The organism is Cognatishimia activa, from assembly GCF_026016445.1.
GTDB classification, from domain to species: Bacteria; Pseudomonadota; Alphaproteobacteria; order Rhodobacterales; family Rhodobacteraceae; genus Cognatishimia; species Cognatishimia activa_B.
The window spans coordinates 3,148,011-3,160,704 of sequence record NZ_CP096147.1; the positions used below are offsets into that span (position 1 = coordinate 3,148,011).

At 53.9% G+C, this 12,694-nt stretch carries 13 protein-coding genes; 4 read left to right on the forward strand and 9 right to left on the reverse strand.

Translation table 11 applies throughout. The features are described from left to right. Positions 1 to 8: 8 nt before the first annotated feature. The 3 genes from rpsT to mutM form a co-directional block, all read right to left on the reverse strand. On the reverse strand, positions 9 to 272 hold the full coding sequence (gene rpsT, locus M0D42_RS15720; RefSeq protein WP_265019541.1) for a 30S ribosomal protein S20: 264 nt from the start codon (positions 270 to 272) through the stop codon (positions 9 to 11). A gap of 306 nt (positions 273 to 578) precedes the next feature. Next, the gene (locus tag M0D42_RS15725) at positions 579 to 1,355 is read right to left on the reverse strand and encodes an enoyl-CoA hydratase (protein WP_265019542.1); all 777 of its coding nucleotides are present in this window, start codon (positions 1,353 to 1,355) and stop codon (positions 579 to 581) included. A gap of 64 nt (positions 1,356 to 1,419) precedes the next feature. Further along, positions 1,420 to 2,271: a bifunctional DNA-formamidopyrimidine glycosylase/DNA-(apurinic or apyrimidinic site) lyase gene (mutM, locus tag M0D42_RS15730; protein WP_265019543.1), complete on the reverse strand. Its 852-nt coding sequence runs from the start codon at positions 2,269 to 2,271 to the stop codon at positions 1,420 to 1,422. Between the two features lie 157 nt (positions 2,272 to 2,428). Between mutM and ubiE the strand changes: the two genes are divergently transcribed. Both ubiE and ubiB read left to right on the forward strand, forming a co-directional pair. After that, positions 2,429 to 3,181, forward strand: a complete 753-nt coding sequence (gene ubiE / locus M0D42_RS15735) for a bifunctional demethylmenaquinone methyltransferase/2-methoxy-6-polyprenyl-1,4-benzoquinol methylase UbiE (protein WP_265019544.1) — start codon at positions 2,429 to 2,431, stop codon at positions 3,179 to 3,181. A 1-nt stretch (position 3,182) separates the two neighbouring features. Next, positions 3,183 to 4,715 (forward strand): 2-polyprenylphenol 6-hydroxylase, encoded by a 1,533-nt coding sequence (ubiB, locus tag M0D42_RS15740; protein ID WP_265019545.1) that lies wholly within the window; start codon positions 3,183 to 3,185, stop codon positions 4,713 to 4,715. Between the two features lie 139 nt (positions 4,716 to 4,854). Here ubiB and dapA read toward each other — a convergent pair whose 3' ends face one another. Next, positions 4,855 to 5,730 carry a 4-hydroxy-tetrahydrodipicolinate synthase gene (dapA, locus tag M0D42_RS15745; RefSeq protein ID WP_265019546.1) on the reverse strand — a complete coding sequence of 292 codons (876 nt, stop codon included), beginning with the start codon at positions 5,728 to 5,730 and terminating at the stop codon, positions 4,855 to 4,857. Between the two features lie 160 nt (positions 5,731 to 5,890). On the opposite strand from dapA, the gene M0D42_RS15750 reads away from it, so the two are divergent. After that, a complete protein-coding gene (locus tag M0D42_RS15750) occupies positions 5,891 to 7,825 on the forward strand; it encodes a lytic transglycosylase domain-containing protein (protein WP_330221177.1) in 1,935 nt (644 codons plus the stop codon). On the opposite strand, the gene M0D42_RS15755 is transcribed toward M0D42_RS15750, so the two are convergent. From M0D42_RS15755 to mnmD, 3 genes are read right to left on the reverse strand one after another with little or no spacing between them, the layout of a single operon-like run. Continuing rightward, entirely contained in the window at positions 7,822 to 8,601 is a 780-nt protein-coding gene (locus M0D42_RS15755) for a sulfite exporter TauE/SafE family protein (RefSeq protein ID WP_330221178.1), read from the reverse strand. The genes M0D42_RS15750 and M0D42_RS15755 overlap by 4 nt on opposite strands. Beyond that, on the reverse strand, positions 8,565 to 9,440 hold the full coding sequence (locus tag M0D42_RS15760) for a DMT family transporter (protein ID WP_265019547.1): 876 nt from the start codon (positions 9,438 to 9,440) through the stop codon (positions 8,565 to 8,567). The genes M0D42_RS15755 and M0D42_RS15760 overlap by 37 nt, the downstream gene beginning before the upstream one ends. After that, the gene (gene mnmD / locus M0D42_RS15765; RefSeq protein ID WP_265019548.1) at positions 9,437 to 10,114 is read right to left on the reverse strand and encodes a tRNA (5-methylaminomethyl-2-thiouridine)(34)-methyltransferase MnmD; all 678 of its coding nucleotides are present in this window, start codon (positions 10,112 to 10,114) and stop codon (positions 9,437 to 9,439) included. Before mnmD ends, M0D42_RS15760 begins: the two co-directional genes overlap by 4 nt. Before the next feature lie 71 nt (positions 10,115 to 10,185). On the opposite strand from mnmD, the gene M0D42_RS15770 reads away from it, so the two are divergent. After that, positions 10,186 to 11,220, forward strand: coding sequence for an NAD(P)/FAD-dependent oxidoreductase (locus M0D42_RS15770; protein ID WP_265021190.1), 1,035 nt, complete (start codon positions 10,186 to 10,188; stop codon positions 11,218 to 11,220). Positions 11,221 to 11,238: 18 nt separating this feature from the next. Here M0D42_RS15770 and M0D42_RS15775 read toward each other — a convergent pair whose 3' ends face one another. Together M0D42_RS15775 and M0D42_RS15780 are read right to left on the reverse strand one after the other, a co-directional pair. After that, complete coding sequence (locus M0D42_RS15775) at positions 11,239 to 11,778, reverse strand: NADPH-dependent FMN reductase (RefSeq protein WP_265019549.1); 540 nt, start codon at positions 11,776 to 11,778, stop codon at positions 11,239 to 11,241. Between the two features lie 151 nt (positions 11,779 to 11,929). After that, entirely contained in the window at positions 11,930 to 12,586 is a 657-nt protein-coding gene (locus M0D42_RS15780; protein ID WP_265019550.1) for an OmpA family protein, read from the reverse strand. Positions 12,587 to 12,694 lie beyond the last annotated feature (108 nt).

Below are 12,694 nucleotides of genomic sequence, written 5' to 3' on the forward strand. Positions count from 1 at the left end.
ATAACGACTTAGCTTAGTGCTTTTACACGAGCTGCCAGACGAGAAATTTTGCGGGACGCTGTGTTCTTGTGGAACACGCCTTTTGTGACGCCACGCATTACTTCTGGTTGAGCTGCTTTCAGAGCGTCTGCAGCTGCAGACTGATCGCCGGACTCGATCGCTTCTTCAACTTTGCGCAGGAATGTGCGGATGCGGGAACGGCGAGCTTTGTTAACTGCAAAGCGGCGTTCGTTCTGACGGGCGCGTTTTTTCGCCTGTGGTGAGTTTGCCATGAATCTCAGACCTTTATTTCATATTCGTTCAGTTGCGAGCGCGTGCATAAACACCAAACAGGTCTGCCCGGTTTCCCGGATCGATTCTTGCCTGAGCGGGCATCACGCGCATGTATGACGGGGGTCTATAATGGGTTTGATCGAGAATGTGAATAGCAAAATCTCAGGCAGAGTTTCTTGCCTATGCAGAGGTTTCGCCGCGGAGCAGCGTACCATGATCCAACCGAATCAAACTTACAACCTGTGTCATTTGGGAAACAAAAAAGCCGCCCTTACCGGGGCGGCCTTTCAAAAGATCTGATCGATTTACTTGTCGCGGAATTGCGCTTCGCGTTTCTCCTGGAAGGCGGCCATACCTTCTTTCTGGTCTTCAGTTGCGAAGAGCGAATGGAACAGTCGGCGCTCAAACAGGATGCCTTCTGCCATTGTCGTCTCATAGGCGCGGTTCACTGCCTCTTTAGCCGCCATGCTTGCGATAATGGATTTTTCAGCAATCTTTTGTGCCGCACCCAGAGCTTCGTCCATCAGCTTTTTGGCAAGCACGACTCGCGACACAAGGCCAGAGCGTTCCGCTTCCTCCGCATCCATGAAACGACCAGTCAGGTGCATATCCATGGATTTGGATTTGCCCACAAAACGCGTAAGGCGCTGCGTGCCACCAATACCTGCGATAACTCCGAGATTGATTTCTGGCTGTCCAAACTTGGCAGTGTCAGACGCAATGATGAAATCACACATCATTGCCAGTTCACATCCACCTCCTAGCGCGTAGCCTGAGACGGCTGCGATGATCGGCTTGCGTGTGTTGACCACCGCATCGCCTTCACCCGCGAAAAAGTTTGACAGATACATATCGACGAAGGATTTCTCGGACATCTCTTTGATGTCAGCGCCTGCAGCAAAGGCTTTCTCAGATCCGGTCAGAACAATGCAGCGAACCTTATCATTTTCATCTGCATCTTTGAGCGCAGTTGCAAGCTCACCAAGCAGTTGGGAGTTCAATGCGTTGAGCGCGTCAGGGCGGTTTAACTTGATCAGTGCTACGTGATCTTCAACTTCGACGATGATCGTCTCAAAAGCCATGAATCTGCTTTCTGTTGTTTCTGGTCAGGAACGATTCCTTACCATCTGAGGGGGGTGGATCAAGTTATCTTTGGCATTGCGGACAGTAGAAGGATGAGCGTCCAGACTGTGTGATTCGGGCGATTCTGCCGTTGCAATCAGGTGTGCGACAGGCCTCCGCCTCGCGTCCATAGACGTCGAAGGAATACTGAAAATATCCAAGTTCTCCATCGGCTTGGCGGAAATCTTTGAGGGATGAGCCACCGGCTGAGATAGCCTCTGTAAGTACCTCTCGAATAATCGGAACCAGGGTTCGGATTCGCGCTGCGGACAGTTTGTTTACGTGGCGTTTGGGAGAGATTTTCGCGCGGAAAAGTGCTTCACAAACGTAGATATTGCCCAATCCTGCAACAATTTTCTGATCCAGTAAGGCCGATTTGACAGGTGTTTTGCGTCCATTGAGCCTCTCTACCAGATAGTCTTCGTGGAAATCATTACCCAAGGGTTCGGGCCCGATCGAAGCCAAAAGTGGGTGCTCATTTGCAGTTGCCGTTTCCAGTAGATCCATAGCCCCAAACCGACGCGGATCGTTGAATGTGACGCGCGCACCATTGTCCATGTGAAAGACCACATGGTCATGTTTTTCCGGTGCGGGGTGGTCATTCAAAAACTGCCCAAGTGGATCGCCTGAAATCAACATGCGACCCGACATGCCCAAGTGGATCAGTAAAGTCTCATCCGTCGAAAGATCTGCAAGTATATATTTGGAGCGCCGTCTAAGCGATGTGACACGCGCCCTCGTCAGTCGCTCGGACATGCGTTCAGGAAAGGGCCAGCGCAAATCTGGCCTGTTCACATCAGCCTGTGCGATCACGGCGTTTTCCATGACTGGAACAAGACCACGTCGAACGGTTTCAACCTCAGGAAGCTCTGGCATTTACACTCCTCAAACTTAGGCTCTGACCGTGCTAACGGAAAACAATGCGTAGGGATAGCACCCTTAAAATCGCGACCGTTCTACGAGCCAAATCAGCGCATTGTATGGGGGCGCGCAGCCCTATATGTAATGCAGGACAATTTTCAGTGGCAGTGACATGACAAACACGGATCAAAACACCACGCATTTCGGTTTTGAAACAGTTCCGGAATCCGAAAAAGCGGGGCGCGTCCAAGGCGTGTTCAATTCTGTGGCCAGCAAATACGACATTATGAATGATGTCATGAGTATGGGCATTCACCGCGTCTGGAAAGACGCAATGATGGATTGGTTAGCACCGCGCCCGGGTCAGAGACTGCTCGATGTCGCAGGAGGCACGGGCGATATCTCCTTCCGCTTCCTGAAACGAGCGGGCAGCGGGCATTCCACTGTTTTGGATCTGACGGCTCCCATGTTGGAAGAAGGTCGCAAGCGCGCTGAAGCAGAACAAATGGCAGAGAGTCTGGATTGGGTGACTGGTGACGCCATGTCATTGCCTTTCTCTGACAATACATTCGATGTTTACACAATCAGCTTTGGCATTCGAAACGTTACGCGCCCTCAGGAAGCATTGAACGAAGCCTTCCGCGTGTTAAAGCCCGGTGGTCGTCTGATGGTGCTGGAATTCAGCCAACTCCCAAGCCCTGCGATGCAATGGGCGTATGACCGCTATTCCTTCAATGTGATCCCGGAAATGGGGAAGATCATCGCAGATGATCGCGACAGTTATCAATATCTGGTCGAATCGATCCGCAAGTTCCCGGATCAGGATACGTTCCTTGAAATGGTGAAAACCGCAGGTTTTGAGAACGCAAAGTATCGCAACCTGACGATGGGGATCGCAGCTCTGCATTCAGGCTGGAAAATCTAATATGCGCGGACCTCACAATATCTGGCGTCTGATCCGAACAGGCGCCACTTTGGAGCGCACGGGTGCCATGGGGGCGGTGCTTGAAGCTTTCAACGCGCCAAAGCCTCTGCGTGTTATCGCTCGGACCGTTGTTTGGCCGTTTCGCTGGATAGGCATCAAAGGCGATCAAACCCTGCCACCGGTTGTGCGCGCCTTGAATGCTTTGGGGCCGGCCTACATCAAATTCGGCCAGGTTCTTTCAACTCGCCCGGATGTTGTGGGCGGAGATCTCGCCAACCAACTTCGCGTTCTGCAGGACAAGTTGCCGCCTTTTTCGATTGAAGAAGCGAAGCGCGCGGTAGGTCTGGAGTTGGCGCAGCCAGCGGATGAGATTTTCTCAGAGTTCTCTGAACCTGTGGCCGCGGCATCTATCGCTCAGGTCCACAAGGCGCGCTTGGCCGATACAGGTCAGTTGGTCGCTGTGAAAGTCCTGCGTCCGGGAATCGAGCGCGCATTTCGCAAGGACGTGGATGCGTTCTATTTCATAGCCAGCTTTGCTGAGTTGTTCTTGCCCAGTTCTCGTCGACTGAAACCGACTGATGTTGTTGAGCACTTTGACGGCGTTGTCACAGGTGAACTCGACTTGCGTCTGGAAAGCGCCTCGGCCAGCGAGTTCGCGGCGAACACGGCCAATGATGCAGGTTTTCAGGTACCTACAATCCTTTGGCAGCATTCTGGTCGCCGAGTGATGACCATGGATTGGGCGGAAGGAGCCCGAATGGGTGACAATGGGGCACTGGATGCTGCGGGGCACAATCGTCACGCCCTCGGTAGCCGTGTCCTGCAGCTGTTTCTCAGCCACGCACTACGTGATGGATTTTTCCATGCCGATATGCACCAGGGGAACCTGAAGGTTGCCCCAAATGGGGACATCATTGCCTATGACTTTGGCATCATGGGCCATATCGATGAGTATACGCGCCGGGTGTATGCCGAGATATTGTTTGGATTTATCCAGCGCGATTATCAGCGTGTCGCCGAGGTTCATTTTGAAGCGGGCTATGTGCCTGCAGACCGAAATGTTGATGAATTTGCGCGGGCCTTACGCGCGGTGGGTGAGCCGATCTTTGGTATGGATGCCACCAAGATCTCGATGGGGCGTCTTCTCAACTACCTCTTTGAAGTGACCGAACGCTTTGGCATGGAGACGCGTACAGAGTTGATCTTGTTGCAACGCACCATGGTTGTAGTCGAGGGTGTGGCGCGTTCGCTTGATGAGACTATCAATATTTGGGATGTCGCTAAGCCAGTTGTTGGTGACTACATTAAACAATCCATTGGCCCTAAAGCCTTGGCCAATGATCTTTTGAAAACTGCCAAGGTGCTTTCACGCTTTGGTCCGCGTTTGCCGGGGTTGGTAGAAAACGCATTGATCGCACAGGTGTCACCGGTTGAGGTGAAACGCACCCGCATCTGGCCACTCATCGCGCTTGGCGTCGTCACCGGAGCTGTGGTCGCACTGGCGGGAGCTTGGGCTGGACTAGCATTCTTTTGAAGCCCAGGTACGCGAGCAGAGTATCGGCCATAATTTCTTGAAAAGTTCTTTAGGTGCCGAGCCGTAGAAATTTCGAGTGTCGCGCATAAAAAAGCCTCGGTGAAAACCGAGGCTTTTTCATTGTGTGATTGCATGGGCCTTAGTTGATCAGTCCTGCATGGCGCATCGCGGCGTCAATCTGGGCTTTAGTGCTGTCCAGAAGACCCGTCAGCGGGGAGCGAACCTCTTCGCCGCAAAGGCCGAGCTGAGACATCGCGTATTTCGCGCCAACCAATCCTGGTTCAACGAAGATCGCTTCGTGCAGTGGGAACAGGCGGTCTTGCAACTCCAGCGCTTTGGCGAAGTCGCCCTCCAGCGTCGCAGCTTGGAACTCTGCACAAAGACGAGGCGCAACATTCGCTGTCACAGAGATACAACCCTGACCGCCCTGTGCGTTAAACGCCAGTGCAGTGCCATCTTCGCCAGATAGCTGAACAAAGTCAGGACCACAGGTCATACGCTGTTGGTTTACGCGGTTGAGATCGCCAGTTGCGTCTTTCACACCGACAATGCGCGGCAGTTTCGCCAGCTCACCCATAGTTTCAGGCGTCATGTCGATCGCAGAGCGTCCTGGGATGTTGTAGATGATGATTGGAAGGTCGCAGCAATCATGCAGCGCTGTGAAATGCGCAACCAGACCACGCTGTGTGGGCTTATTATAGTAAGGTGTTACCACCAAACCCGCATCCGCACCTGCCTTCTCGGCGAACTGCATGAAGCGGATGGCTTCCAGCGTATTGTTGCTGCCTGCGCCTGCAATTACAGGAACGCGGCCCGCGGAAGCGCGTACAACTTCTTCGATCACCAACTCATGTTCTTCGTGTGTCAGCGTTGGGGATTCGCCGGTTGTTCCGACCGGAACAAAACCGTTTGTGCCTTCGCCGATGTGCCATTCGACCAGCTTCTTGAGCGTTTCAAGATCCAGCTCGCCGTTCTTGAACGGCGTGACGAGTGCGGGAAAAGACCCTTTAAACATGACACGCTCCTTTGTTTTGCGTAGCTGGGCGAAACGCCCGAGATAAAATCCGCGCGGACCCTAGCGGGATCATGCCGGTTTGCCAAGAATGTCATTGGCGGAACCGGCTGCGCGGACATATGTTTGGGTCATATCCTTTGTCAGCCGGGAAATTGCAAGCGTGATAAGAATTCTCTGGGCCCTTCTTCTGACGATCTTCATCGCTGATTCCGTTGCAGCCCAAGCTTTGTCTAAGGCCATGGATGCTGTCCGATCGAAAGATTGGGTGGAGGCTGAGCGCTTAGTCCGGGGGCAAGACCAAGCAGTTCGGGACGTTATCGAATGGCACCAATTGCGTGCGGGCGTTGGAACAGCGCGCGAAGCCATCACGTTTTTGGAACGCAATGAAGATTGGCCGGGACTTCCATATCTGCGTCGTCAGATGGAGTTCGCTTTTGAAGATGCCTCCCGCAATCAAATTGTCTCCTATTTTGCAGAGCAAGATCCAAGAACAGCGGAAGGTGCTTTGGCATATGCTCGTGCGTTAACCGCTGATGGTCAGCGAGGTGCCGCGGAGGCCAATGTTGTTCTAGCTTGGCGCACAATGTCGATGTCAGAGGCGTTGCAGCAGGAGTATCTCTCTGACTATAGCCGGGTGCTGAAAGATCATCACGAGGCACGTTTGGATTACGCGCTCTGGAAGGGCTGGAAAGAAAACGCGCAGAGAATGTACCCACTGGTGCCAGAAGGTTGGCGCCGCTTGGCAGCCGCGCGTCTAGCATTGCGGCAGGATCGAACTGGGGTTGATGCCTTGATCGAGGCCATTCCATCGCGATTTTCTGGTGATCCAGGGCTGGCTTTCGAGCGTTTCCAATGGCGCGCGCGCAAGGGGCGGAATGCGTCTGCAATCGAACTCTTGCTAGCACAGAGCAAAGCCGGCCAGCTGGGGGAGGCGCTGCCATGGGCTGGATGGCGACAATCCCTTGCCCGCAGCGAAATGCGAGCAGGGCGCCACCAACAAGCCTATGCTCTGGCCGCTAACCACGGATTGGTCGACGGCAGCAAATACGCAGATCTGGAATGGCTGTCCGGTTATATTGCACTGCGCTTTCTGAACCGCCCGCAAACAGCGCTCCAGCATTTCGTAGCCTTTGAGCAAGCCGTCGCCACGCCAATCTCTTGGGGCCGGGCTGGGTATTGGATTGGTCGAGCCTATGAGGCAATGGGAGACGCAGATGCGGCACAACGTGCCTACACAGGTGGTGGGCAATACCAGACGAGTTTCTATGGGTTGCTTGCGGCTGAAAAGGCAGGTGTGGCCATCAAACCTGAATTAGCGGGTGTTCGCGCGAGCGACTGGCGTGGAGCGCCCTACACGCGGACATCCGTACACCAAGCCGCCTTGGCGCTACTTAAGGCGGGTGAAGTGTCTTTGGCTGAACGCTTTTGGACCCACCTTGCTGAGACACAGGATCGGGGTACCATGGCGCAGATGGGCCAGATGGCGATTGATATGGGACAGCCGCATATTGCTGTGATGCTCGGCAAAAGGTTTATCCAATACGGTCAAACCATTCACGCGCCTTACTATGCCTTACACCCAATGGCCAAACGGCGTGACCTGTCGGTTCCAGCGGAAATGGCATTGTCGATTGCGCGACGTGAAAGTGAGTTTGATCCGGTTGTGGTTTCTGGCGCGAATGCGCAGGGATTGATGCAAATTCTGCCTGGTACTGCGAAGCAGGTCGCTGGTGCGCTTGGGCTCCCATACTCCAAGTCCCGCCTGCTTAGCGATCCAGATTACAACGTGACGCTTGGGACCGCTTATCTGGCGGGGCTGGCTGAAGAGTTCGACGGCAATGTGATCATGGTTGCTGCAGGCTATAATGCTGGCCCAAGTCGCCCGCGCCGTTGGATGGAACAACGCGGTGATCCGCGTCAGCGCGGTGGCATGGATATCGTTGATTGGATAGAGCACATCCCTTTCAACGAAACTCGAAATTACGTGATGCGCGTGGCTGAAAGTCTGCCGATTTATCGCGCAAGGCTTGGGAAAAATCCGCTGCCGGTTCCATTTAGCAAAGAACTGGTTGGGCGATCTCTTTTGGCGAACTAAGCGGCAAGCTGAAAGAGGATAAATAGGCCTGAAATCAGAAGTATCCTCAGAATCCAAGCTTTGAAATCAGATTCGCTGGTGCGTTGGAAGGCCCACACTCCGACGAGGCTGGCGATGATGGTTGCAGGGATCGCTACCGTAGCGAACAAAATCACATCGGTGGTTACGATACCAAAGGTCACCATGCTAACTGCGGACAGTAATAGGATTACCAGGTTGAAAGGCTGATATCTGGCTCGTTGTTCTGTTGCGGATAAACCTTGGAGTTGGCACCAAATAATGGGTATTGGGCCCGATAGGCCCGCCAATCCTCCGAGAATACCACCCGCAAACCCCGAGATTCGATCACCAATCCTGCTTCGAATGTCGACCGTTGCGGAAGAGGAGACACCGGTGAGCTGCCAGATCGCGTACCCAATTAACAAGATAGCAATGAAGCCTTTGATGAGGTCTGGAGACACGATGAAGAGTATCAAGGTTCCGAGCGGTGCACCAATTATTCCCCCGGAAATCAGTCGCCAGGCTTTCCCAAACGACAGATGACGCCTAAGGCGCACAAGCCCGGTTAGCTGTCCCGTCAAAGCGCTGATCACAACGAGCGGCGGCACCACTTCAAAGGGAAGAACTGCAAACCAGATGCCAGATGCGAACAATGCGGTTCCAAACCCCGCGAACCCGTTCACAAATCCTGCCAATAGAGCACCTGAGATTAAGCCGAGAAACTGCAATACTTCCAATATTAGTCTCGCGTTTCGTTCAAATTTCGCTCGCGCCAAAGAACGAAAATTCCGGCTCCGATTATAATTGCAGCGCCTATAGCGACGTTGGTTCTGAGCGTTTCGCTGAAGGCAAACATGCCAACGATCGCGGCAAATGGCATCTGCAAATAGGCAAAGGGCTGCACTGCGCTGGCTTCGGCCACATCATAGGTTTTGATCAACAACCAATGGCCCAATATGCCCATCAAACAAAGTAACAACAGCCAACCCAAGTCCTTGTTTGCGATGGGTTCCAGAAAGAACATTCCGATGACGGACATTATCACGGCGCCGATACAGCCGGTGTAAAAGAAGCTTGTTGTCGCGTCGTCTTTATCGGCCACATATCGGGTCATCACGCCATAAAGCGCAAACATTGTAGCACCCAGGATGGGCACCAAAGCCCATGGTGAGAACACACCGCTGCCTGGGCGGATAATGACCAGCACTCCGAGAAAACCGATCAATACAGCAGACCAACGCAACCAGCCGATTTTTTCTCCGAGCATAGGGCCTGACAAAGCAACGATAATAAGTGGATAACACACGAAGATCGCATGCGTTTCAGTCAGTCCAAGGATTGTAAACGCAGCGACGGTCACGCAGATTTCTAGAGCGACGATAACACTTCGAGCGATCTGCATTTTTGGGTAATGAGATCGCATTGCATGCCGAATTCCGCCATTTCGGTGCGCGAGAAAAATCGCAAACCCCGCAAAAAACCAGAAACGGATCATGACGGTCAAAACGACATTATATTCATCCGCAAGGTAACGAGAGACACCATCCTGCAGAGCAAACAACAGGGAAGTGAGTGACATTAGGATGAATCCAAGCTTGTTGTTAGGCTCCTTCATTTCACCGGCCTGTGCCCAACAGTCATGTGTCGCTTCCGGCCAAATCCGGGAATACGGGAAATTTCAAATCCAGCGGACTCGAGATAACGTCGTACGAAACCTGCCGCAGTATAGGTCGCGACCGACCCGCCAGCATTTGTGTGCATACCAACTCCAGACATTAGGTCAGCATCCCACAATTCAGGATTCTTTGCGGGCGAAAACCCGTCCAAAAACCAAGCGTCCGCAGTCCAATCCTGCTTAGCCAATGTCTCACGCGCGTCCCCCAAGATGACTTCGGCTTTGATACCTTCAAGCGTCGCCAGAGTTGGATCTTCAGCCCAAGCCGTGCACAGACGTTCGGCATACTCGCTCAATTCTGGGAAAGCGGTCAGGGCGCGCTTCATTTCCTCTGCGGACATTGGGAATGCCTCAAAACTTGTGAAGCGCAACGGGGTTGATTGGCCGGCAGCGTCCCAAGCTTGCCAGGCAGCCAGGAGATTTAAGCCGGTGCCAAACCCCAGCTCTGCAATGTGAAAGCCGGGTGCAAAGCGATTTGGCAGGTCGTTCCCAGCCAAAAAAACATGGCGGGTTTCGTTCAGCCCGTGATCCAGGCTGAAGTATGGGTCGTCAAACCGAGTTGAGACCGGAATTTTTTCATCTCGCCATTCGAGTTGTGCAGACTGGTCGCTCATGCCGCTTTGCCTTACAGATGCGTTTCAATTCGCCCGGCAGCCAGCATTGGGCAAAAACGAAAGGTTTGGCAATGGTGGATGTGACCGTCATGGGAGCAGGGGCCTTTGGGCTTTCAGTGGCCTGGGCCTGCGCGAAGCGGGGTGCCAAGGTTCGTGTGATTGATCCGGGCGGTGTGGCGGCTGGATCTTCCGGCGGTCTGGTTGGGGCGCTGGCACCACATACGCCTGAGAATTGGAATGACAAAAAGGCGTTTCAGTTTGAAAGCCTCATCATGGCCGAAGCCTTTTGGCAGGAAATTGAAGAATTCAGTGGCCTTAACAGCGGGTACGGCCGCACAGGCCGTTTGCAGCCATTAGCCGATGACCGCGCACTGGAGCTGGCGCGTAAGCGTGAAGATGGGGCCAAGGAATTATGGCAAGGATTGGCAACTTGGCGCGTGGTTGAGCGATCAGAATTTGTAGACTGGGCACCGCAATCACCAACTGGGAAGCTGATCTACGACACACTGACTGCACGCATGCATCCACGTCAGGCCTGCCAAGCATTGGCAGAGGCACTACGTCAAAAAGGGACCGAAATTGGTCGGGAGGGCACCACGCAAGGCAAGGTGGTTTGGGCCACGGGATGGCAAGGCCTCATGCAGTTATCTGAAAACATCGGTCGTACGGTCGGCAATGGCGTAAAGGGGCAGGCTGCCTTGTTCAAACTGGACCGCATTGGCAAGCCGCAACTTTTTGCCGACGCTTTGCACATCATTCCCCACGCAGACGGCACCGTTGCAGTCGGATCGACCAGCGAACGCGAATTTGAAGACCCATCTACAACCGACGAACAGCTTGATGATGTCATTGCCCGTGCGATCAAAGCCCTGCCAGAACTTGCAGATGCACCATTGCTAGAACGTTGGGCTGGTGTACGTCCGCGCGCGAAAAGCCGTGCCCCGATGCTTGGGGAACATCCCCTGCGCAAAGGGGAGTTCATTGCCAATGGAGGTTTTAAGATTGGCTTTGGCATGGCACCAAAAATCGGCGAATGCATGGCTGATCTGGTACTCGAAGATCGCGACACAATCCCCGAAGCATTCAAACCCGAAGCTTCGCTTTAAATCGGCAACCGCCTCGCCTTAGTTACTCTCGATTTCAGTCTTCAGAGCAGTCATCAGCCGAAGCACGGACGTCTCATAGCGTTCGGACTTCAGTTTGCCATCATCGTCAAATTCAGTCCCGGCACTTGCGATCGCCACTTCTGATTCCGCAATCAGCCGCACTTTGAAAGGTGTCATGCAACTGCGCAGCATGGTCTGAGCTCGGATGCCGCCCGCGCGACCTGCAGCTGCGCTCATCACGGCAACCGGTTTGCCAGCCCATGGGCTTGGTTTTGCGCGGCTGACCCAATCCAGAGCGTTCTTGAGAACACCGGTAATGCCAGAGTTGTATTCTGGGGTGGAGATAATCACCCCATCTGCCGCCTCAATTTGTGCAACCAAGGTTTGAACACTGTCAGGCAGCCCATCCCGGTCTTCGTCATCGCCGTTAAACAGCGGAATGTTCAAATCCGCCATTTCAAAACTCGCGGGTTCATAAAGCCTTGCGGCTTCACGTACTAATTTGGAATTCACCGATCCTGTTCGTAATGATCCTGAAATGCCGAGAAGTTTTGCCATGATCGTGTCCTGTTTGCCCTGTTGCCTCGCACCCTAACTCAACAGGTCGAGGAGGCAACGGCTGACACGCACATGGCCTGTGCGAGACCGGTATCTGCAAAAGAAAACCCGCCCAAATTGGGCGGGTTGCTCGTCTGCTTTTTTAGAAGTCTCAGGCTGCGTTTGGCAGGATGACGATTTCGACGCGCCGGTTCTGCGCGCGGCCTTCTGGTGTCAGGTTTGACGCAATAGGTTGATCCTCGCCTCGGCCAATGGCCTGAATACGGCCAAACGGCACACCGGACTCCAGCAATACGTCTGCGACCGCTTCGGCCCGCTGAACACTCAGGTCTTGGTTATAACCTGCGTCACCCACGTTGTCGGTGTGGCCGAGGATTTGAATGGTGGAGTTCGGATAGGCCATCAGGTTGCCCGCAATTGCTCGAAGGTCTCGCTGCAGGTCGGTGCGAACAAAGCTGCTGTCTGTCGCGAATAAGATGTCCTGTGGCAGAGTTACAATTAGGCGGTCGCCCGTATTGGTGATCTGCACATCATCGTTGTTCAGATCGCGACGCAGGTCCGCTTCCTGCTTATCCAGATCATCCCCGATAAGCGCGCCAACGCCTGCGCCAATCGCAGCACCACGCACAGCGCCACCCGCTTTGTTGTCAGAAACAATGGCGCCAAAAAGGCCGCCAACAGCCGCGCCAATGGCCGCGCCCTGCTTGGTGTTCGTGCGGTCGATTCCCGCGTAATTTGGGTCAGTACAGGCGCTCAGCGCGAGTGTTGCGCCGAGGGTCAGGCCAATGGCCAATTTTGCTCGAGTCATAGGTGCCTCATTCAATCAGGTCCGTTCGGCGGACGTTTATGCTCGAAAGAAACACTGCGCCCGCTAGGCTCAACCAGCAAGGGGAAATGCGCAAGGTTATGCCCAAAT